Source organism: Paraburkholderia unamae, assembly GCF_003096875.1.
GTDB classification, from domain to species: Bacteria; Pseudomonadota; Gammaproteobacteria; order Burkholderiales; family Burkholderiaceae; genus Paraburkholderia; species Paraburkholderia unamae.
The window spans coordinates 511,730-532,753 of sequence record NZ_QEOB01000002.1 but is presented as its reverse complement, the minus strand read 5'-3'; the positions used below and the strand labels follow the sequence as shown (position 1 = coordinate 532,753).

Below are 21,024 nucleotides of genomic sequence, written 5' to 3'. Positions count from 1 at the left end.
TTTAGCGGGCCGCGCCATCCGCGCGCCGCGTGTTCGAGTCGACAAGCAGGCCGAGCACCCGCGCGCCGCCCTGCCAGACGTCGAATGCGACGCTGCCTGGCGCGAGGCGCATGCAGGCCGTGGCGAGCGTGTTCTCGTCGTCAGGGTCGTGTGGGTCGTCGCGGAAGATCGGCAGGCCGCGGCCCGCACGGTCCTGAAGCGTCCGCACGAAAGCCGCGCCGTCGGGTTGCGCGCCGAGCGCGGGCAGCAGTTCGGCGAGCCGCGCCTGGCGGTCGCGCGACGAATCGGTGACGATTTGCGCCTCATCCTCCGAGCCCGCGTGAATCAGGTGATTCGCGTGGCCCGAGGGCGCTGTGACCTCGATCGCCGAGCAGCGCTGCGCGGTCGCCTCGACGCTGAAGATGCGCACCTCGTCAGCCGCGTCCGTGCCCCCGATCGTGTGATGAAAGCCGCTCGCGCGCGGCGTGTCGCGCAGCACGGCGAGCGCCTCGTCGAGCGACGCGCAATCGAGCACGGCGCGCGACAGGATCATGCGGGGCACGCCCGCGCGGGGCTCGCGAATGCGCACGTTGTTGATCGCCTGCGCGAGCCCGGCGCGATTGGCCGCGAAGGTATGCCCCGGCAGCGAGCCCGGATAGTAGAAGCTCACGAAACCGGGCTTTCCCTCCGGTTCGACCTCCACCACGCAGCATCGGCCGAGCAGCCAGGGGTCGCCGTCCTCGTTGTGTGCGATCAGGCCGCCTTGCGGCGTACGCGCCGCGAGCGTCGTACAACCGTCCGGCGCGTTGTGAATCAGCTCGCCGCGACAGTTCCAGAGGAACAGGTCGTCGGCGGGCCAGTCGAGCGCCTGCGCCATGGCGTCGATTTCGGCGACGTGGGCGGGGAAGTATTGCTCCGCGGCGGCGCGCAACTGCCTGGCGAACGCGCTGCCGCGCCAGCGGCTCACCGCCTGCCAGGCGCCGCTTTGCGCCATGTAGTCAGCGAAAACCGGCTTCACGAGCGCGCCGAGCTGCACCCCGATCGACTCGGGCGAACCGGCCACGCGAAATGTCTTGAGTTCCTGCATCGATTTTCTCGCTTCGTTCGAGCTATTCGTGTTCCTATGCTCGGCTTTATACGCCTCAACAACATATGTTGTCAATTTAATCGATATCAGCAACAAATATGATCGAAACGGCCGACGCGAAGCCGGGTGCCGTCTTGCAACGGCGCCCGGCAGCGTAGAAACGTGGAAGCACCGGAAGGGGAAACGGCGCGCCCCGCCCTCAGGGAACCTCAGGGAACATAAGCGCCGCGCGCGTTGAGCGAGCGCTCGGCCTGTTCGAGCTGAGCGATCGCGCCCGACCCTTCGAGCGCGAGCAGATGCGCGACGAGCGATTCCGCCAGCGCCGTTGCGGCCACGAGCGAGGGGAAAAACGAGGGGCTTTCGTGCGTGAAGATCAGCGCCTTGTCGGCGTTCAGCGCGATCGGGGCGACGGCGCTGTCGGTGATCGCGATCAAGCGGCTGCCTCTCGCCAGCGCGGCCTCGGCCACACGCACTGCCTCGACCGAGTACGGCGCGAAGCTGACAACAATCGTTGCGCTGTCGCGCTCGATGCCGAGCAACTGCATTTCGAGCGTCCCCGCCTCCCCGCCCAGCAAGGACACCGAAGGCCGGAACAGGCGATAGCCATACACGAGACCGAACGCCACCGCGTAACACGAACGGAAACCGGCCACGTGCACGTGCTTCGCGCGGCGCAACACGCGCGCCGCCTCGACCATCGAGCGCGTATTGTGGGCGGCGCTCGCCTCCAGGTTGTGCTGCTGCGCGGCGAGCAGATCGCGCGCGAGGCCGTCTTTCGCGCTACCCGCCACGAGCGAGCGGGCGCGGCTGGAGAGCGGCTCCGGCCGGGTGCGCACGCGCGCGACAAACAGGTCGCGCAACTCGTTCCAGCCGGGAAAGCCGAGTTGCTGCGAGAGCCTCACGAGCGAGGCGGGCTGCACGCGGGCGCGCTCGGCCACCTTGCGCATGGACGAAACGGCGACTTCGTCGGGATGATCGAGCAGGAAGGCAGCGCCCGTCTGGAACTGCGGGCTCAAATCGGAAAAACGCGCGCGGATCAGCGCGGCGAGCTGGTCGAAACTGTCTGGCATGCTTCGCTCGGGCAGTGGGTGACAACAAATGTTATCACTCGTGTTGCCGGATGTTGCAAGTCGGGACAGATGCGGGTGGGTGGAGGCGCAGACAGGCCTGTCTCAAGGACGGCGGCTTCGCTCTGTGTGGATGTCAGGTTCGACATTCGTCGCACGAGCACGCGCCGCTTCCGCGCGGCCTCCCGCTTTCACAACGGAAGCGGCCGGTCCTGAAAAATGCTCTTCATCACGAGCGTCGACGTCAGCTTCAACACAGAAGGCAACGCCGTCAAGCGGCGGTCGTAAAGCGCCTGAAACGCCTTCAGGTCGCGCGTGACTACATGCAGCATGTAGTCCGGCTCGCCGAAGAGGCGCTCGGCCCGTGTGATCTCCGGAATGCCGACGAGCGCGTCCTCAAACGACCGGATGCCTTCGCTACTGCTTTCACTCAAGGTCACGAAGACGATTGCGGAAAAATTCAGACCGACGGTCGCGGGGTCGATGGTGGCACGGTAGCCGTTGATGACCTGGGCACTCTCGAGCGCCCGCAGCCGTCGCTGGCACGGAGACAGGCTCAAACCCACGCGCTCGCTGAGCTCCGTGATTGAAAGTCGTCCATCTTGCTGAATCTCAGCAAGAATCTTGCGATCAAATGCGTCCATACACGAAATATTAGCGCTAACCCGCCCCTACAGGCAAGAAATAGGGAGCACCTTCCGGGACCAAAACCGTAACATCTCTCGCCTTGGGCGTGGACGCCCGCATAACCGGAAGTGGCGCAGTGGAAGCTAGTTTGTTGACGGCGTTTTGGGTCGTCTCGTTCTCGTTGGTCATGGTCCCAGGCGCGGACTGGGCTTACGCCATCTCGGCAGGTCTGCGCGGTCGCATGGTCGCGCCCGCAGTCGGCGGCATGTTGCTCGGCTACCTTGCGATCACGATAGTCGTAGCGGCAGGCATTGGAAAACTCGTCACGCGGGTTCCGTCCGTGCTGACGATTTTGACGGTCGTCGGTGGCGCCTATCTGCTCTGGCTGGGCATCAGGACGCTCATGCGCCCGCCCGAACTCTCCGCCGGTCAGGATGAAGCGCAGAAAAGCCCGTGGGGCTGGTCGATGCGCGGCTTTGCAATCAGCGGGCTGAACCCCAAGGCGCTCCTGCTGTTCGTCGCCCTCTTGCCACAGTTCGTGAGATCTCAAGCCGGATGGTCAGCCGCCGGTCAGATCGTGGCGCTGGGCTGTGTGCACATGGTCAACGTCGGCTCGGTCTATTCGGTCGTCGGCCTGGGCTCGAAGATTGTCCTGAGCACCCGCCCCAAAGCGGCGCGCAGGGTGAGTCAGCTCTCGGGGGTTGCCATGATTCTGGTTGCCATCCTCCTGTTTGCCGAACAGGTTTACGCCTTCGCACGATAGCCCACTCGCGGACGCTGATTCATTGCATTTCCCGGCGGCAAGACAAGTGAACCGGGTCACTGCGGGTCGGGATGCACCAGACCCGCCTCCGCGAAAATCAATTCGTACTGCTCAACACCGACGACGTTGCGATACTCGCGCCTCATCAAGATGAGCGCCTGCGCCGTCCGGGAAATGACGCCGTAGGCTTCCAGCAGCTCTGCATGTTCCAGAGCTTCTCCCAAAGTCATGGCCACGTCCGTCTCCTTACTGCATTTGTACCGCGATCAAGTCATTGGCGAACGTGGGCCGCGCGCAGGCAAACTCCATCAGGTCGAGGAAGCCGTTGCTTACCGCAAACGCTTCCAGCGCATCCTTGCCGCTATCAGCCTTGATGCGGCCGTAGCTTTCAACCATTTTCAGGTCGGTAATCAAGTACACCATCTCAACCTCTTTCCGTCTGGGAATGCCTGCCGTGTTTGTCCTCTGAAGGATTGATTCGAAGCGTACGTAGCGTCGCTTAAATCCAGCTTAAGCAGCGCAACCAGAACGAAAGCTTTGTTGCGGACCGCGGGAGTGCCTCAATGAGCGCCACGCAGGCGGCCATCGAATCGACGAGAGACCGTCAATTTCACCGAGAGCCCCGGATTGTTGTCCGCCAGGGTGAGCGTGCCCCGATGCAAGGTGGCTACACCCTTTACGAGCGAGAGCCCCAGGCCTACACCAGGCGTCCCCCTGCTCGCATCGCCGCGATAGAAGCGCTCGGTGACTTTCGCCTTTTCGGCCACGGGCACGCCCGGCCCGTCGTCAGCGACCTCGATTTCGATCAGTCCCTCGCGCTCGTTCACCGACACATGCACACGCGAATTTGCGTACTTCAGCCCGTTATCGATCAAGTTTCCGATGGCTTGCGCAATCAGAAGCGGGTCCACAACGGCTTCGAGTTCGAGCGGACAAGTTTGCGAGAGAACGATCGATCTAAGGTCTGCCAGCGGTTGATAGAACTCCACGGCCTCCGCCGCGATTTCCGCCACATTGCTGGCGACAAAGCCTGACCTTCGCACCCCTGCATCGATTTCAGCGAGCCTCAGCAGCGCATTGAAGATGCCGATCACCCGGTCGATATCGGAAAGCGAGCTTTCCAGTCGTTCGAGGTTATCCGGATCGAGCTTGTTCTTCAGGTCGAAAACCATCACCTCCATCCGTGTGCGGAGTTCGGTGAGGGGCGTACGCAGATCATGAGCAATGGCGTTCGATGTGTTGCGAACGCTGTTTATCATTTCGACCAGCGCCTCCTGGGCTTCCTGCCGCCGCTCCACTTCCTCGTGCAAACGCGCATTGCGTTCCTGGAGCGCTTTTTGTAGTCGTCGCAATTTAACGTGCGTTCGCACGCGGGCGACGAGTTCCTCCATCTGCAACGGCTTGGTGACATAGTCGACCGCGCCGACCTGGAAGCCCACGGTCTTGTCCTCGGTACGCGACAGCGAGGTCATGAAAATCACCGGAATGTCCGACGTTTCGGGCCGCGCCTTCAAACGGCGGCAAACCTCGAACCCGTCCATGCCCGGCATCATCACGTCGAGCAGTATCAGGTCCGGACGGACGAGCGCCGCACGGTTCAAGGCTTCTTCGCCATCCCGGGCAATCGAAACTTGCAGGCCACTGCCCTCAAGGAAGTCGACTACGAGGCCCAGGTTGGGCGCCGTATCGTCGACCACCAGAACGACGGGCGGATTGCGTTCAAACTCATCCGACATATGCACTAACATCCGTTCAAATGTTTCTCGATGAGCGACAGCAGTTCTCGAGACTCAAAGTTTTCCGCCAGGCGGCATACCGTGTCCGCCAGATCCTCATAGCGGGCGTCGCTTGCGCGCAGGGATTCCGTATGCCGGATGACCTCCCGCATCGACCCTCTCAGCGCGAGGTTGTGCAGCACCTCCATGCTCGCCCGTGGCGGCAGGACGAACGGCACTAACGCTTCCGCATGGGAAGGGCTTGAGCCGACCCGGAGCGGGCAAGCGGAATCATGTGCCCCAACGGCATACACGCCGTCACAACGGACAAGGGCGAGACCCTCTTCGCGCGAAACTCGCCAATGACCGGCGTCATCCCTGGCTGACGGCTCCCGGAGCGGCTGCTCAACCAGCAAATCAAACCAGAACCGGCTTCCTCGCGCATATTCGCTTTCGGCACGAATCGCGCTACCCATGAGGCAAGCCAGGTGCTGGCTGATCGAGAGCCCCAGGCCTATACCCGCGCTTCGCCGCTCGCTGTCGCCCGCCTGTTCAAATGGCTGGAAGATGCGCTCAAGATGGTCAGGCTTGATGCCAAGCCCAGTATCGGCGACTTCAAATCTCAACACATTGCCTTCACGCATCTCGACCGAGAATTTCACTTCTCCGGCGTCGGTAAACTTCACGGCATTGGACAGCAGATTGAGCAGCACCTGTCGCAATCGCTTCTCGTCAATGCGAACGACCGCCGGAAGATCCGACGCAACGGCACAATGCAGCGCGAGTCCTTTTTCGCGGGCCCGCACGCTCACCATGTCCGTCAGCATTTCGAGGAAGGGGGCAAGCAATACGTCGTTGGGTTCGAGGTCAAATCGACCGGCGCCGATGCGCGCGAAATCCAGCAAATCGTTAATCAAGGTAAGCAGATGCGAACCGCTTTGCTCAATCAGCGAGACTTGCGACTTCTGACGAATGGTCAGGTCGTCGTCACGCCGAAGAAGTTGGGCATAACCGAGAATGCAATTCAGCGGCGTGCGGAGTTCGTGGCTGATATTGGCCAAAAACTGGTCCTTCGCCCTGTTCGCGGATTCCGCCTCGTCGCGCGCGATGAGCACCGTTTCCTCTAGCGCCTTGCGCTCGGAAATATCCTGGAGAATGGCGATTGAGTGCTGCACCTGCTGGTTCGCGTCACGCTGCATGGAGACGCAAACATTGACCCACACGCGCGACCCATCCTTGCGTACGAGGATTTTCTCCTCCGTGTAGTGGGAAAACGCGTTATCGAGCAATTTCTTGAACTGCGCAACGCTCCCCGAAACACTGCTTTTCTCCGTGACATCCATGAATGTCATCGAGAGCAGTTCATCACGACTGTAGCCAACGATGTCGCAATAGCGCTGGTTGACGATGAGAAACCGGCCATGTCTGTCGCAGTGGGTAATGCCGACCGCCGCGTTTTCAAAGGTGCCCCGGAAACGCTCCTCGCTGGCCCGCAGTGCAACTTCCGCGAACTTCAGGTCAGTAATGTCGACCATGGTGCCGCAGACGCGCGCCAACCGCCCATTGGCAATCTGCTTCGACGCGCCACGGGTCAAGACCCATCGATAGGTTCCGTCGCGGTGCCGCACGCGGTGTTCAATGCCAAAGGGCGCGCAAACGGCCGGTTCGCTCGTACACTGCCAAAGCGCAGCGCGAAGTCGCTCTCTGTCTTCCGGATGCACGCCCTCCATGGCGCGATCCAGACCAGGCGCAACCGGCCCTTCGGTGTATCCCAGCCACGCCAGGATGTTCCAGCACTTCAGCGACAGTTCGCGCCCGTCGTCGCCCGAAAGATCAATCGCCCACACGCCGACGTTCGAGCCGCGCATCGCGCCACCCAGCCGCTCATTTGTCTCTCGCAGGATTTCGGCTTGTGCCGCGCGCCGCGACTCGGTAGCGTCGCGAATCACGAATACCATGCCGATGACCTCGCCAGCGTCGTTGACGATCGGCGTTCCGCGATTCTCAACCGGCACCATACGCCCGGCTCGGCCTACGAGTGCCGTGCGCGGAGGAAACTTGATGACACCGCCTTCACGCAAGACGGCGGCAACGTCAAAGCCCAGTGGCGCGGCCGCATCCTCGTCGAATAGCCTGAGAACCGCTTCGAGCGGCTTGCCTGCCGCGTCGCTGCGCGACCATTCTGTCAACGATTCGGCAACGGGGTTCATCAGCGTGATTTCGCCCTTGAAGTCCGTCGCGATGACACCGTCACCGATGCTATCCAGCGTCACCGCGTAACGCTGTTCGCTTTCGCGCAAGCGGCGTTCTGCGTCGTGCTTGTATAGCGCCATCTCGACGACGGTTCGCAATTGCAGGTCGTCGAAGGGCTTCAATACGTAGCCGAACGGTTCCGTCACCGTGGCTCGCTGTACCGTTTCCTCGTCCGCATAGGCCGTTAGAAACACGACGGGCAAATTCAGCGATTCGTGCAAATGCCGCGCCGTGTCAATACCGTCGAGTTCGCCCTCCAGGCGCACATCCATCAAGACGAGATCAGGCCTTTCCCTGGCCGCGAGGGTGATCGCTTCCTCGCCGGTCGTAACACTGCCTATGACAACGTGCCCACATCGACTCATTTGCTGGGCAATGTCACGAGCGACGACCCGGTCGTCTTCAACAATCAGTATGCGCGCTGATGACATGTTACTGGCCTTCCGCTTGTTGAAGTCCGAAGTGAATATCGAATGTCGTGCCGCCCCCGCGGCTCACCTCCACCGAGCCGTGCAGTTGCCTGGAGAGGTCAAACACAAGTTGCAGTCCGAGCGTTTCCGCACGTTCGAGCGAGAACGCCGGCGACAAACCCACACCGTCATCGGCGACACCAAGCCGGCACCGATTCTCTCCGACGGCGATCAGTTCGACACGCAGCCGCCCGTTTCGACCGCTCGGGAAAGCATGCTTGAGCGCATTCGAAACCAGTTCGTTGACGATCATCCCGCATGCGATCGCGCGATTCATGTCGAGCTGGACGTCGTCGACGGCAACATCCAAACTGACGTTCGATTGACTCAGCTTGTAAATACGCGAGAGGTGGGCGCAAAGATTCCTGATGTGAGGCGCCATGTCGATTCTCGCGAAGTTGCCTGCGCGATACAGATTCTCATGAACCATCGCCATCGAACGAACACGGTTTCGGCTCTCCTGAAACAGCTCGGCAACGACCTTGTCCTCGACGCGCGATGCCTGGAGGCTCAAGAGACTGCTAATCAGTTGCAGATTGTTCTTCACTCGATGGTGCACCTCGTGCAGCAGCGCGTCTTTCTCTTCGAGAAGCGCTTCGACCTGCTCCAGACTCGCATTCTCAATCGAAATCGCGGCCTGCGATGCCAGCAACTTCAGCACGGCCATTCGCGAAGGCGTGAACGCTCCGGGTGCGAGCTCGTTCTCCAGATACAGCGCCCCCACCAGCCTCGTTTGCTTGACGAGTGGCAGGCAGAGCACCGAACGCGATTCCTTTGCGCTGAAATACTCGTCGGGCGCAAATGCATTTTCCGCAGCCGCATCGTCGACAAGCAACGTCTCGTGGGTGCGAAGGCAGTAGTGGAGCATCGATAGCGGCACGGTTCGCGGCGAGGCGGCGCGCCGCTCCACGCGAACGTCACTTCCCTCAGTGGCCTCGGCTTCGATGTTGAGCTTCTCTTCATGCGGGAGGATGAGCAACGCGCGCCTCGCGCCCGTATGCTCGAGAACGATGGTCATGAGCGTGTTCATCAGGCGCTCGAGCACTCGCTCGCTCGATATTGCCTGCGAGGCTTTGACGACAGTTTCCATCTCCAGCTGATTTTCCAACGCCCCCACCACCGGAGTTCCTGGCTCCGTGACTCTGAGGTCAGGAAACTCTGCGTCCAGCATTTCGACCTTGCCAAGCGCGCCCCAGTTGAGATAGGCAGACCGTGCACTGCGCAGGTAGACCGTTGCGATCGTCGCAAAGCCACGCTTCGCGTAGAACCGGCCGGCCATGTCGTTGGCGAGTCCTTCGAGATGGAGCAATCGGCTGTTTCGCGCACATTCGATCGCTCGCTCGTATTGCCGCATCGCTTCGAATGCATTGCCGCTTACGCGCGCAATTTCCGCGTCGACCAGCGCTTCGCGCGCGCCGAAGCTGGCCGGATTGGACTGTGCCCATCCGCGGACCTTGCTCACGTGCCCGGCCAGTTCCGCGTCCATCAGGACGTCAGATTGTGAGGAGACCGCATCTTTTTCGCGGAGGCAGGTTAGCGCCGAAAAGAAGTGGTACACGGCGATTTCCTGATGCCCCCATGTGGTCCACAACAGCGGAGCAGCCTTCCTGCCAGCCTCCAATGCGCCCGCTGTGTCGCCCGCAAGATATCGCGCTTCCTGCTTGCGAATCCAGTGCCAGCATGCGGCAATATCAAGCGAACGATTGCCCTCGAAATGCTGCTCCAAAGCCTGCGCACTCGGATAGTCCGCGTCGGGCGAGCCAAACCAGGGCGCGCCGCCCCGCGCTTCGCGAATCAGTGCGAGCTGCGAATTGATGATGTCGACAATGAGCCCGAACCCTGCGGCTCGCACGATGCGCAAACGCTCGACAGCCTGCGCTTCGATTTCGGCCAGCGGCGCGGACGCAGCAAGAAGCGCCGTGACCAGGCAGCAACTGGAGAATCCGATATAGGTGATGTCGCCGCATTGCGTTGCCACCTCGAATGCGCGGCGTAGCAGCGGTATGCCGGCCTGAATCGGCTGCGTCCATGGCATGACGTGATACGCGAAACACATGTAGACGCGTGCGCGGAATCGATCAAGCCCCCTTTCGTCGACGAGCGCCATCCCGAGTTTGCCGAACTCGTAGGCGGCCACGTAGTCGCCGAAGAATGGGCCGACCGCCATGCCGAGATACGCAAACCCCAATGAAGAGGCGTCGGCATTGCCGTGCGCGATGCTCAGGTTGCCCATGCGCGTCAATATCAGGCACACCAGATTCTCGTCGGTGAAAAACGCGGGGGGCAAGGTCGCTGTGAATACGTTCAGCGTGGCTTCCACGGTTTCGTCATCGAGCAACCGGTTATCGCGCAAAGCGGCAATCGAGCCGCCTTTCACCTTGTCAGCCAGATTCTGGTACTCCCTGTCGACCGCTTCGCGGTCCGGGTGAGCCACCCAATCAATGTCGACTTCGCGAAGATAGCGCAGGCAAATATCCACCGCCGCAGCCATCTGGTCCAAAGCGGTGTGCAACGTTATCCGGAGAAAGGCCACTGCGGCCTTGTCCGGTACGCTGCCGGCGAAGCTTTCGAGCCTGCGCAGGCGCTCGTCGGCGAGCAATGGATTGCCGGAAAGAAACGTGCACTCGGCAAGCAGAAGTTCGAGGTCGAACTTCTCGGCGTAATGGGTCGTCCACGCCTCATCGCCAAGAATCCCGCTTCCCACGTGGAGATAATTCAGCGCCGTGCCGTACGCCGCGGCGGCTCTCGCGCGACGGCCCGCGCGCAGGTTCAGCAGCGCGACGCGCGTCCTCATCTGCGCATCGCCGATGGCGTGGAGCGCCCGGTTGTACTGGCTAACGACCTCGAAAATGTTGCGTTCGAGATTCGGGTCGCCATCTCCGGTATCGAGGCGTTCACCGATGCGCAGATGGGATGGCGCGCGCTCTGCGTCGGTCAGCAACGCGTACGCGGCCTCCTGGATCCGGTCGTGGACGAAGGCATACCCATCCGAATGACGGTAAACGAGACCTTGGGCAATGGCTTCGGCCAGTGCGGAGTCAACTTCGTCGTTTGAGAGGCCGCCCACTTGCGCCAATACCGACGTCGCCACGGTCGCCCCCAGGCAAGCAAAATCGACGAGCTGCCGTCGCGCGCGCTCCGGCAACCGCCCAATCCGGCTCACCATCAAGTCGACGACGCTAACGGGGAAAGCGCCCTGCGCAATCTGGTCGACATTCCACACCCATTGACGCGAGGCGCGGTCAAACGTCAGGTGGCCTTCGTCTGCAAGGACGCGCAGAAACTGGACTGCAAAGAAAGGGTTCCCCCCGGTCTTCTCGAACATCAATTGCGCGAGTCGTCCGGTCTCGGGCGTATCGCTGCGGGTCGCGTCACGAACGAGTCGCTCCACGTCGTCAACCACCAGCGGGGCCAACAGCAGGTCACGCACTTGCACCGCACCGGTTCGAACGTCACCCACTACGCGCGCCAAAGGATGGCTGGGACCCACCTCGTTGTCGCGGAACGCCCCAATGAGCAGGAAGTGGGCAATCCCGGGGCCCCGCCCTAGCGCCTCCAGGATCGAAATGGTTCCAGCGTCCAGCCATTGCAGGTCGTCAAGAAACAGCACCAGCGGCTGTTCGGGCGTCGCAAACGCCTCGATGAGCCGGGTCAACGCCGCGACGAAGCGCTTGTGCGCGTCTTCAGGGGGCATCTCCGCAATCTCCGATTGCGGACCAACGACTTGCTCGAGCGCGGGAATGAGGTCGGTCAACAAGCGGCCATGCGGCCCAAGTGCATGCTCGATGCGCTTTCGCCACTTTGCCAGCTCCCGCTTGTCTTCCTTGAGAATCTGTCTGGCGACCGACTCCAGGCACTGCGCAATCGTCGCGTACGGGATATCTCGCTTGAACTGGTCGAACTTGCCCGAGGCAAATCGCCCACGCCCCATCGAATGCTGGAATTCCTCGACGAGCGCCGACTTCCCGATTCCTGAGTAACCGGACACCAGCACGAACTCGGCCGTGCCGTCATGCGCGACCCGGTTGAACGCATCGGTCAGCGCACCCAGCTCGGCTTCCCGACCGTAAAGCCGCTCAGGTATCAACAGGCGGTCGTCCGAGTCCGCGGCTCCGGGCACAAATGGCGAGAAGCGTTCGCCGGTGCGCCATTGCTCTTCGCACAAGCGCAGGTCGTGTTCGACGCCACGCGCCGTCTGGTAACGGTCTTCGGCAGCCTTGGCGAGCAACTTGTCGACAATGGCCGCCAGCGATTCAGGGACATGTGGAACATACTCGCGCAGCGGCACAGGCTTGCGCGCCGTATGGCAATAAAGCCATTCGCCCGGGGAATTCGCGGTGTACGGATATTTCCCCGTGAGCGTCCAGTAAATAAGGATACCTAGCGAATACAAATCGGAACGTGTGTCGACCGGGCGATTGACAAGCCCGGTACGCTCAGGCGCGAGATACGGGTACGCAGGCGCGGCCGTAAGCGACAGGACCGATTCGTCGCCAGCGGCGCCAACCCGCTTCGCCACGCCAAAACCCGTCAGCGCTACCGCCCAGGTGGCCGGATTTACTAGCAGATGCGCCGGCCGGACGCCTTTGTGTATGACGTCCCGACGATGGAGGGTATCGAGGGCGGACGCCGCATTGGCTGCGATCGACAAGATCTGACCGAGCGAAAGCCGCGACGTGTCCATGATGGACAAGGGAATGCCGCCCGGGTCTTCGAGCAGCAGGGAGACGGAGGAACTGTCCTGGACGAGTTCGACGGGCCGCGCGAAGCGAGGACCATCCAGATGCGCACGCAACGAATAGGCGTTTTCGAGCAACGCCAGCGTTTGAGCAGAAGGCTGATGGGTCGTTGCCCGCACAACCAGTCGCGTCGCCCCGCCGTCGCCGGCCTCGACGCGCGACAGCGCGAGGACGCCGTCGTCCCATAGCAATTCGGTCGTCGATTCTTCAATATCCATGACTCTCCGTCGCTGCTATCCGCTCCGACGCCAGCTTTTATCCGTTCGCCGAGAGCATGTACCCGGCGTTGCGGACGGTTCTTAAGAGTGATACGTCAAACCCGGCGTCAATCTTCTGCCGAAGCTTGCTCACGTGCACGTCGACTACGTTCGTTTGCGGATCGAAGTGATAGTCCCAGATGTTCTCAAGGAGCATGGTCCGCGTGACGACCTGCTCGGCGTGCCGCATCAAATACTCGAGCAGCTTGAATTCGCGCGGCTTGAGCGCAATGACCTTTCCGGCACGCGAAACCTTCCGGGAAAACAGGTCGATGCACAGGTCGCCACACTTGAGCGTCGATTCGACCGCATCATTCTGTGACCGACGCAGGAGCACCTCCAGACGCGCCAGCACCTCCCCAAAGGCGAAAGGCTTGACGACGTAGTCGTCACCGCCCGCCTTGAGGCCCCGAATTCGCTCATCGACCGCATCCATGGCGCTCAAGATGAGCACCGGGACCTTGTTCCCGGTTGCCCGCATTGCCGCGACAATGCTGAGCCCGTCAACCCCTCCCGGCAGCATGCGGTCGAGGATGACGGCATCGTAAGCCCCCCCGCCCATGGCCAGGAACATGCCATCGCGCCCGTTATCGGCGGAATCGACGACATGGCCGGCTTCCGTCAAGCCCTTTACCAGGAAGCCGGCTACCTGCATGTTGTCTTCCACTAACAAGATTTTCATCCGCGTCACTCGTAATTGCCAGGATGCCTCGCTTTTCAGCACGACAACCGATCCAGGATTATCCGCTCTGCCTGAAAACTAAGCCTTTCGCCGACTCATTAAATTTAGTTAATGTTTTGTCCATGTTCCGATCATGTCGGCGTCGTACGCTTGCCGGCCGGCACGTCAGAAAATGAACTTGATGAACCTGATAGAAAGCGTTAACGAAATTTAATGCATCGGTAATGAGGAGGAAAAATCGCCTCGGTTAATATCCATTCGACACCGACCGTGCGTGTCACGACAACTCATCAATCAATCACCTGCCCGCCGGGACTTCCCGATTACCATCGGATGCAACCGCCATGACCCAAGCGATACCTCATCTCCCAATGCTCGCTTCCGGCTGCCAGATCATCCGGATTGGCGAATGCGAGGTCGACCTCGGAATACGGATATTGCGCCGTCGCGGTGACGTACAGGAACTCGGGGCTCGCGCGTTCGACATTCTCGCGGTACTCGCCCGGGCAGCGGGCCGCGTGGTGACGAAAACCGAACTGATGGACGCAGTCTGGCCAGACACGATTGTCGAGGAAAACAACCTGCATGTGCACCTCTGCTCCATCCGCAAGGCACTCGGGGCGGACGGCAAACTCATTGTAACGGTGCCGCGGCGCGGCTACCACCTGATCCCTCCCCGAACCGAGCCCGCCACGCTCGCCCCTCTCACTCGCGGCAACGCAGATGCCATAACCGGAAAAGAGGGGCTGCTCGGCCGGGAGCGCACGATCGCCGAGATACGGTCAAAACTGTCGTCTACGCACGTCCTGACGCTGGTGGGTGCCGGGGGAATCGGCAAGACATCGATTGTCCGCGAGATTGCGCACCGGCTTGCGCAAGAGCGGGTTTCAGACGTGCACTTCGTGGAACTGGCTGCCCACAGCACCGGTCGAGATGTGATCGACGCCGTTGCGACCCAGTGTGGCTTCAGCTTCGAAGGGCGGGACCCCGACCTTCAGTTCGCGGCGCACATGCTCGCGAAAATGAAGGGCGTGCTCATCATCGACAACGCGGAACACGTTGTGGAGCACGTCGCACCACTCATCGAGTTTGCTTGCCGTCGCCCGTCCGAACTCCTGGTGCTCGTGACCAGCAGGTTGCCGCTTCGCGTACCTTGCGAAGTTGTCTATCGCGTCGGCCCGCTCGCCCTGCCCAAGGCAAACGAGAATGCCGAGTCCCGACTCGACTGCCCTGCCGTGCGTTTGTTCCTGCGGCGGCTGTCCTCCAATGGACAGAGCATCGACGTGGACCAGAATCGTCTACAGGTGGTCGAGGAGATTTGCCGACGCCTGGACGGCGTACCGCTTGCCATTGAACTGGCGGCCGGACGCGCTGCGGTTCTCGGGCTGGAGCGCATCCGGGATGGACTCGAAGAACCGTTGCTCTACCTTGGCGGGGGATATAGAACGGCGGAGGTCAGGCACAAGAGCCTGCGTGGTTCCCTGGACTGGAGCTTCGAGATGTTGAGTGACAGCGAGCAAACCGTGTTCCGGCGCCTTTGCGTGTTCGACCGCCGCTTCGACTCGGACGCAGCGTGCCAGGTCGCCCACGACGACACGCTTTCGCCGCTGGACGTGATGGACTGCGTTTGCGAGCTGGTCGACAAATCGCTGGTCGAACTGTATATCGACGGCACCGAGCCCACGTATCAAGTGCTGGCCCCCGCGCGTTCCTATGGAAGGGAGAAACTCGCCGAGGCCGGGGAACTGAGCGCGGTTGTGGAAAAACACGCCCTGTACGCAGGCGGTAAAGGCGCCGACGTATCGTTCCCCCGGCTGAAGGTGGCGACTTTTGGCCCGGGAAGACGTGCTCAAATCACCGGCGACCACAGATCGTAGTTGAGCACGTACGCGCCCCCGTCACGCTGAACAGAGCCGGTAGTGGGCGAATTGAAGTGCATGCCGGTAATGGTCAGCTTGTCGGTTGCCATCCGGTCGAGCAGTTGCCCGCGAATGCGCGCAGCCTGCGCCGGGTCGCTATCAAAAGCAATGGTGACCGCCGGTTGCGCCATCTGGATGTGCGGGAAATGAACGATGTCCCCCCAGATCAATAGGGAGTCCGATCCGTTACCACTCCCGTTACCCAGCAGGTAGCCGGTATGTCCCGGCGTATGGCCAAACAACGGGACCGTCTGAATGCCCGGCAAAATCGACTCCTGCCGGAACGGAACCAGCTTTTCACCGTAGGCGTTGAGCGCATTTCTCGCCACGTCGAAAAACGGGCGGAAGCCGTCGGGCGCATTCGAATAGATTGCGTCGTCGCGCCAGAATGCGAGCTCCTTCTCATGCACGAACAAATGCTGCACGTTCCTGAATATCGGTGTTTGCAGCGGACCGGCGAGCCCGCCAATGTGGTCGGGATGCGCGTGCGTGAGCAGAATCGTATCGATTTCGAGCGGGTCGATGCCCGCAGCGGCCAACGCCACCTGAAGGCGGCCGCCCCAACCATTGATGCCGCCCGCGCCGCTGTCGATCAGGATGGTCCGGTCCGCGGTCTGAACGACGTAGGCATTGATATTCATCCGGGGCAACGGCGGCGCGCCGCGCTGTTCGAGCAGCGCTTCGGCCCGGGCGGCGTCGATGCCGTCGAGCAACTCGAAGGAGACGTCGAGATACCCGTCACTCAGCATGGTGACGGTCATGTCACCCACCTTCCTTCTGTTAACGGCCGGCGCCTGGAACGCAAATCGGGAACCCATGATGACCTCGCATTGACGGTGTGAGCGTGGTGATATTCAAAGCGCGACGACGATCTTGCCGATCTGGTTGCCGGCTTCCATGTAACGATGCGCCTCGGCAATGTCGTCGAATCGAAATACCCGGTCGATAACCGGTCGCAACGCTTTCGAAGCCAGCCCTTCCGAAATGAACGCCTTGGCCTGCTCGAGCTTGTCCGGGTCCGTCGTGATTTCGAATAGTTCGTAGCCTTGAATAACGATGTGCTTCGTCAGGATTTCCATGACGGGCACGGGAATATCCCGCGAATCGAGCGCGCCATATTGGTAGTAGATACCGTCATGGGACATCGCCCGGATGATGTTTCGCGCGTTCGGGCCGCCGACCGGGTCGAACACCACGCGCGCGCCGCTGGAATCCGTCGCTCGCAGGATTGCGTCGGTGAGGTTCGGATCGTCGCCGAGCAACACGTGGTCGGCACCGACTTCTCGCAAGGTGCGCTCCTTCTCCTTGCTTCGTGTGAGGGCGATGGTCCGGGCTCCCACCATGTTCGCGACCTGGATTGCCGCCAGCCCCACACTGCTGGTCGCAGCGCCAATGACCACGGTGTCCCCGCTCTTCAACTTGCCGTAGTTGATCAGCGCGCCGTACGCCGTGACGAACATCATCCAGGTGGCAGCGGCTTCTTCGTGGGTGACGCCGGCCGGATTCCTTGCGACGGCATGAACCGGGGCGTTCACCACTTCGCCGTACATGCCGTACTCGGCGAATGAGAACGCCGGAATGACGCTGACCGCGTCACCGACGGAAAACGCATTGGCGCCCGCGCCGACCGCGATGACTTCGCCGGAAGCCTCATAGCCGAGCTTCGCAGGAAACACGGGGTCGATCACGTATTGGCCCGTGCGGTACATGACCTCGGCGCGGTTGATACCCAAAGCCTTGACCCGGATCTGAACTTCTCCCGCCTGGGGCGCGGCCACTTCGACGTCGTCGAACTGGAGCACCTCGGGGCCGCCGATTTGATGAAAGCGAACTACCTTGGACATGTCTGGACCTCAAGTGCGTCGTGAACTTCGCTGCCGGTGCGTCGGCAACGGGCTGGTGACTGGCACTTTAGGCCTGCGACAGGCGCGGATAAATGAATTCACGAGCAACTGACTGTTTCCTCGCAGGGCAACAATCTCCCTGACGGGCACGCCGCCGCACAATCGTCTCGTCGCGCCTATTCCGGTTTCCCGGCCGCGCGGTGCCAAGGCACGAACCACGTCTCGTCTAGCGAGACGAGTTCATCGATGAGCCACTGGGAGAAAAGCCTCACGCGAGGCGAGACATACTGGCGGCTGGGATACAGCAGCGAAACGGGCCACGGCGTTGGCCGGCAAGGCGCCAGCACCTCCACCAGCGCGCCCTCTGCGAGTTGCCGCTCCACCAGAATTCCCGGCACCTGGATCAGCCCGAATCCGGCGACGCCGCAACGCACGTAGGCGTTCGACTCGTTCACGCTGATGCTCACGCTACAGGCGGCGGTCTGCTCCTGCCCGTCTTCGAGAAAGCGCCAGGCGAGCGGCCGGTTGTCGTGGCCCGAAAGAAAATGGATGCCCTTGTGTGCCGCGAGATCCGACAAGGACGCCGGCGTACCGTATTCGGCCAGATACGACGGGGAAGCGCACATCACCATGACCGCCGCGCCTACCCGCCTGCCGACCAGACTCGAATCCGGCAGGTCGCCGATTCTCAGGACGCAATCGACGCCTTCGGCCACCAGATCGACCGTGCGGTCGGTCACCCCGAGTACGAGATCGAGGCCGGGATATTGATGACTGAACGCGTGCAGGCGGTCGAGGAATTTCTGCTGGGACAGCGCAGCAGGCAGATCGACGCGCAACCGCCCGCGCATTGCCTCGCTCGATTGGCTGAACATCGTGGTTGCATCGTCGATACCGGCGAGAATTTCCTCGGTGCGCGCGTAGAACTGCTCGCCCTCCGCCGTGAGCTTCACGCTGCGAGTCGTCCGCTGAAAGAGCCTCACGCCAAGCGCGGCCTCGAGATCCTGGACGTAACGCGTGACGTGCGGGCGCCCTACCTGAAGCACTTCCGCCGCGTTCGTGAAGCTTCCCAGCTTCGCCACCGCGCTGAAAACCTTCATTGCTTGCAGCAGTTCCATGCGTTCTCCAGGAGCGGAATCAGGTGAACATGATATCGCTCCATTGTTGAACGTCGCTGCAACAATCCCCGTTAAGCCAGGCTTGCCGAACCGGCTCGCACGAAATGATGTTCCATCCTCGTGCGCAACACGCCGTCGAGTGCGGCTAGCTGTTCGCGCAGGCGAACCGCCTGGCCTTCCGTCATGTCGCTGAGCACGATTTTCTGTTCGAGCACGTCGCCGCAGCGGGTGACGGCCCAACGGTCGACGGCGGCGGTTTCGCTTTCGAGTACGGCGGCGGCTGTCGAGACGACACCCAGATTCAATCCCGATACCAGGTGAACCGTATGTGTCAACGTGAAGCCAGGGAGGACGTGCGACCAGTCTTCGCAGACTGCGGGGGAAGTGGCAGAGGTATCTTGGCGCATAGTCGCTCCGGATGAATGTTTTTCGAACCGGTGCCAGCTATGCCGCTCCCGTTTCGTTGCCGTCAATCGGCCGCATCGCCTCAAAGGCGTCCACCTTGCCCGGGCGGGCAGGTTGGCGTCGGACAGTCCGACTCTGGATGCATGACTTCTGATACTTCGTTCGACATCTCGAACTTCGGTCCATTATACCGAAATTTCGCGTTCGAACAAGAAGCCCGGCGAGCCTGGCTTCAACTGGTTTGAACCCAACAACGGAGCCAAAGAACCAGCCGGGCCTCCAAAGGCCGGCGTTACCCGATATGGCCCCTACTCGAACCTCACAGACCTACGAAGCCGAAATGACGACGGCCCCGTGGTTCTCCACCTGTGTGAACGTTCGTACGAAGCGGTAGGTCTGGCCGCCGATATCCAGTTCGTTGTGCCCCGAGCGCGTGGCTTCCAGAATCGCGCTCACCACGGCGTTCCGAACCACGCCGCACCGTTGCCAGTCCGCCTGGGGCTCGCCGGCGTCGCCAAGGTAGACCTCGCTCTTGTCGCTTTGCGAGCGCACGAGGATCAGGCTCTTGCCGCTGTCGAGCGAGCGCTCCAGATATTCGGCCAGCGTCGAGAGCGCCTCGGTGGCGGCATCCAGCGGGTCGTGAGTGGACCAGTTCATGAGTGACCTCGGCGGTCGTGTGCGTGGTGCACTCATCCTACCTGAGTGGACGCATCTTGCGCGCCCATTCTGACCAATTGCGCGCCGGCGGCCACGTGCGGCTCGCGTAGCGGACCGGCCGCGCCCCAACCGTTCAGGCGCTGACCGAGGCGGCGCTCGCCTTGCGCGTCGTACGCGTGGCATGCGTCGCATGCTGCAAGCGCGCGACGCCTTCGCGTATCTCGTCCACGTTCGGCGCGGCAAACGAAAGACGCAGCGACGCGGGGTCCGCATTGTCGGCGAAAAACGCCTTGCCGGGCACGAAGATCACCTTGCTCGCAATCGCGTTCGGCAACAGCGCGTCAATCGCCACACCGGGAATGCGCGCCCACACGAACATGCCGCCTTCGGGCTGATGAAACGCGATAGCGTCGCCGAATTGCGCGCGCAAGCCGTCGCACAGCGCCTCGCACTTGCCGCGATACGCCTGCGCAATGCGCGGAAGATGCCGCTCCAGCGAGCCCGCCGCCAGATAGCGCGCCGCGATGGCCTGCGTCCACGGCGTGCTGCACAAATCGACGGTCTGCTTGGCGATCACGCAACGCCGCGCGATTTCGGGCGGCGCAATCGTCCAGCCCACGCGCAGGCCGGGCGCAACGACCTTCGACAGACTCGAAAAATGCACGACCCAGTCGCGCGCCCCTTCCACTTCGCTCGCCAGCGCGAGCATGGACGGCACCGCGGCGCCCGCGAAACGCAGGTCGCCGTACGGGTCGTCTTCCACGATCACGAAGCGGTATTGCACGGCGAGGCGCAACAACGCGAGACGCCGCTCGCGCGTGAGCGTGGCGCCGGTGGGATTCGCGAAGGTCGGCACGGTGTAGAGCAGTTTCGGCCGCGCGATGGCGCCCGAGTCGAGACGCGCCGCGAGCACGCCGACGTCGATGCCGTCGCCGTCCACCGGCACCGTGACGATATTCGCCTGCTGGAGCCTGAGCGCTTGCAGCGTAGCCGGATAAGCGGGCTGCTCCGTCACAGCCGTGTCGCCCGGCGCAAGCAGGATGCGCAGCAGCAGATCGAGACCTTGCTGCGACCCGGTCGTGACGAGCATTTCCTCGGCCGTGCAGGTCACGCCACGGCGCGCCATCAGCGCGAGCAACTGCGTCTTGAGTTCGGGCAAGCCGTCGGTCGGGCCGTATTGCAGGCAGCGCGTGGACACCTGCCATGCCTGCGCCGCGGCCGCCTGCAACCCGTCGGTGTCGAACAGGTCGCTGGCCGGATAGCCGCCCGCGAACGAAATCATGCCTGGTTCTCCCAGGTACTTGAAAAGCTCGCGAATCGGAGAACCGGCAGGATGCCGAAAGGGTTCGGTGAAATCGTACATGTCGTGAATGGCCCGTAGCGGATCAGCAGTCAAGCCTCGATTGTGGTCAGCCCTCGCGCGCGCATCAAACGAAATCTAA

At 62.0% G+C, this 21,024-nt stretch carries 17 protein-coding genes and 1 riboswitch; of the genes, 2 read left to right on the top strand and 15 right to left on the bottom strand.

Annotation, left to right across the window (positions count from 1 at the left end; genetic code table 11):
- Position 1: 1 nt before the first annotated feature.
- From C7402_RS06335 to C7402_RS06325, 3 genes are all read right to left on the bottom strand, one after another.
- Complete coding sequence (locus C7402_RS06335; protein ID WP_116610000.1) at positions 2-1,066, bottom strand: C45 family autoproteolytic acyltransferase/hydrolase; 1,065 nt, start codon at positions 1,064-1,066, stop codon at positions 2-4.
- Between the two features lie 209 nt (positions 1,067-1,275).
- Entirely contained in the window at positions 1,276-2,136 is an 861-nt protein-coding gene (locus C7402_RS06330; protein WP_112169188.1) for a MurR/RpiR family transcriptional regulator, read from the bottom strand.
- 188 nt (positions 2,137-2,324) lie between these two features.
- Positions 2,325-2,777 (bottom strand): Lrp/AsnC family transcriptional regulator, encoded by a 453-nt coding sequence (locus C7402_RS06325; RefSeq protein WP_112169198.1) that lies wholly within the window; start codon positions 2,775-2,777, stop codon positions 2,325-2,327.
- Between the two features lie 119 nt (positions 2,778-2,896).
- Here C7402_RS06325 and C7402_RS06320 point away from each other — a divergent pair, with 119 nt between their 5' ends.
- Positions 2,897-3,523, top strand: coding sequence for a LysE family translocator (locus C7402_RS06320; RefSeq protein WP_244314753.1), 627 nt, complete (start codon positions 2,897-2,899; stop codon positions 3,521-3,523).
- A gap of 56 nt (positions 3,524-3,579) precedes the next feature.
- Here C7402_RS06320 and C7402_RS06315 read toward each other — a convergent pair whose 3' ends face one another.
- The 6 genes from C7402_RS06315 to C7402_RS06295 form a co-directional block, all read right to left on the bottom strand.
- A complete protein-coding gene (locus C7402_RS06315) occupies positions 3,580-3,759 on the bottom strand; it encodes a hypothetical protein (RefSeq protein WP_112169202.1) in 180 nt (59 codons plus the stop codon).
- Positions 3,760-3,769: 10 nt separating this feature from the next.
- Positions 3,770-3,937, bottom strand: a complete 168-nt coding sequence (locus tag C7402_RS46800) for a hypothetical protein (RefSeq protein WP_208948902.1) — start codon at positions 3,935-3,937, stop codon at positions 3,770-3,772.
- A gap of 146 nt (positions 3,938-4,083) precedes the next feature.
- Positions 4,084-5,259, bottom strand: a complete 1,176-nt coding sequence (locus C7402_RS06310; RefSeq protein WP_116609999.1) for a hybrid sensor histidine kinase/response regulator — start codon at positions 5,257-5,259, stop codon at positions 4,084-4,086.
- Positions 5,260-5,264: 5 nt separating this feature from the next.
- Positions 5,265-7,922 carry a hybrid sensor histidine kinase/response regulator gene (locus C7402_RS06305; RefSeq protein WP_116609998.1) on the bottom strand — a complete coding sequence of 886 codons (2,658 nt, stop codon included), beginning with the start codon at positions 7,920-7,922 and terminating at the stop codon, positions 5,265-5,267.
- Between the two features lies 1 nt (position 7,923).
- On the bottom strand, positions 7,924-12,918 hold the full coding sequence (locus C7402_RS06300; protein WP_116609997.1) for an AAA family ATPase: 4,995 nt from the start codon (positions 12,916-12,918) through the stop codon (positions 7,924-7,926).
- A 37-nt stretch (positions 12,919-12,955) separates the two neighbouring features.
- Positions 12,956-13,639 (bottom strand): response regulator transcription factor, encoded by a 684-nt coding sequence (locus C7402_RS06295; protein WP_112169211.1) that lies wholly within the window; start codon positions 13,637-13,639, stop codon positions 12,956-12,958.
- Between the two features lie 344 nt (positions 13,640-13,983).
- Between C7402_RS06295 and C7402_RS06290 the strand changes: the two genes are divergently transcribed.
- Positions 13,984-15,516 (top strand): ATP-binding protein, encoded by a 1,533-nt coding sequence (locus C7402_RS06290; protein ID WP_116609996.1) that lies wholly within the window; start codon positions 13,984-13,986, stop codon positions 15,514-15,516.
- Here the strand turns inward: C7402_RS06290 and C7402_RS06285 are convergent.
- The 6 genes from C7402_RS06285 to C7402_RS06260 form a co-directional block, all read right to left on the bottom strand.
- Positions 15,489-16,319, bottom strand: a complete 831-nt coding sequence (locus C7402_RS06285) for an MBL fold metallo-hydrolase (protein ID WP_244314752.1) — start codon at positions 16,317-16,319, stop codon at positions 15,489-15,491. The two genes, C7402_RS06290 and C7402_RS06285, sit on opposite strands and share 28 nt — an antisense overlap.
- 93 nt (positions 16,320-16,412) lie before the next feature.
- Positions 16,413-17,402: a zinc-dependent alcohol dehydrogenase family protein gene (locus tag C7402_RS06280; RefSeq protein WP_116609994.1), complete on the bottom strand. Its 990-nt coding sequence runs from the start codon at positions 17,400-17,402 to the stop codon at positions 16,413-16,415.
- A gap of 176 nt (positions 17,403-17,578) precedes the next feature.
- Complete coding sequence (locus tag C7402_RS06275; protein ID WP_116609993.1) at positions 17,579-18,520, bottom strand: LysR family transcriptional regulator; 942 nt, start codon at positions 18,518-18,520, stop codon at positions 17,579-17,581.
- Positions 18,521-18,591: 71 nt separating this feature from the next.
- A complete protein-coding gene (locus C7402_RS46795; protein ID WP_165841796.1) occupies positions 18,592-18,927 on the bottom strand; it encodes a hypothetical protein in 336 nt (111 codons plus the stop codon).
- Between the two features lie 42 nt (positions 18,928-18,969).
- A riboswitch (SAM-I-IV-variant riboswitch) is annotated at positions 18,970-19,073 on the bottom strand.
- A 179-nt stretch (positions 19,074-19,252) separates the two neighbouring features.
- Positions 19,253-19,582 (bottom strand): hypothetical protein, encoded by a 330-nt coding sequence (locus C7402_RS06265; protein ID WP_112169221.1) that lies wholly within the window; start codon positions 19,580-19,582, stop codon positions 19,253-19,255.
- Positions 19,583-19,715: 133 nt separating this feature from the next.
- Positions 19,716-20,945: an aminotransferase-like domain-containing protein gene (locus C7402_RS06260; RefSeq protein ID WP_116609992.1), complete on the bottom strand. Its 1,230-nt coding sequence runs from the start codon at positions 20,943-20,945 to the stop codon at positions 19,716-19,718.
- Positions 20,946-21,024: the final 79 nt, after the last annotated feature.

What these genes read in the sequence shown, in the direction of transcription:
- C7402_RS06260 (WP_116609992.1), bottom strand. Translation starts at nt 20,945, where the DNA reads ATGTACGATTTCACCGAACCCTTTCGGCATCCTGCCGGTTCTCCGATT.
- C7402_RS06300 (WP_116609997.1), bottom strand. Translation starts at nt 12,918, where the DNA reads ATGGATATTGAAGAATCGACGACCGAATTGCTATGGGACGACGGCGTC.
- C7402_RS06290 (WP_116609996.1), top strand. Translation starts at nt 13,984, where the DNA reads ATGACCCAAGCGATACCTCATCTCCCAATGCTCGCTTCCGGCTGCCAG.
- C7402_RS06285 (WP_244314752.1), bottom strand. Translation starts at nt 16,319, where the DNA reads ATGACCGTCACCATGCTGAGTGACGGGTATCTCGACGTCTCCTTCGAG.
- C7402_RS06325 (WP_112169198.1), bottom strand. Translation starts at nt 2,777, where the DNA reads ATGGACGCATTTGATCGCAAGATTCTTGCTGAGATTCAGCAAGATGGA.
- C7402_RS06305 (WP_116609998.1), bottom strand. Translation starts at nt 7,922, where the DNA reads ATGTCATCAGCGCGCATACTGATTGTTGAAGACGACCGGGTCGTCGCT.
- C7402_RS06330 (WP_112169188.1), bottom strand. Translation starts at nt 2,136, where the DNA reads ATGCCAGACAGTTTCGACCAGCTCGCCGCGCTGATCCGCGCGCGTTTT.
- C7402_RS06265 (WP_112169221.1), bottom strand. Translation starts at nt 19,582, where the DNA reads ATGAACTGGTCCACTCACGACCCGCTGGATGCCGCCACCGAGGCGCTC.
- C7402_RS06295 (WP_112169211.1), bottom strand. Translation starts at nt 13,639, where the DNA reads ATGAAAATCTTGTTAGTGGAAGACAACATGCAGGTAGCCGGCTTCCTG.
- C7402_RS06310 (WP_116609999.1), bottom strand. Translation starts at nt 5,259, where the DNA reads ATGTCGGATGAGTTTGAACGCAATCCGCCCGTCGTTCTGGTGGTCGAC.
- C7402_RS06280 (WP_116609994.1), bottom strand. Translation starts at nt 17,402, where the DNA reads ATGTCCAAGGTAGTTCGCTTTCATCAAATCGGCGGCCCCGAGGTGCTC.
- C7402_RS46795 (WP_165841796.1), bottom strand. Translation starts at nt 18,927, where the DNA reads ATGCGCCAAGATACCTCTGCCACTTCCCCCGCAGTCTGCGAAGACTGG.
- C7402_RS06275 (WP_116609993.1), bottom strand. Translation starts at nt 18,520, where the DNA reads ATGGAACTGCTGCAAGCAATGAAGGTTTTCAGCGCGGTGGCGAAGCTG.
- C7402_RS06335 (WP_116610000.1), bottom strand. Translation starts at nt 1,066, where the DNA reads ATGCAGGAACTCAAGACATTTCGCGTGGCCGGTTCGCCCGAGTCGATC.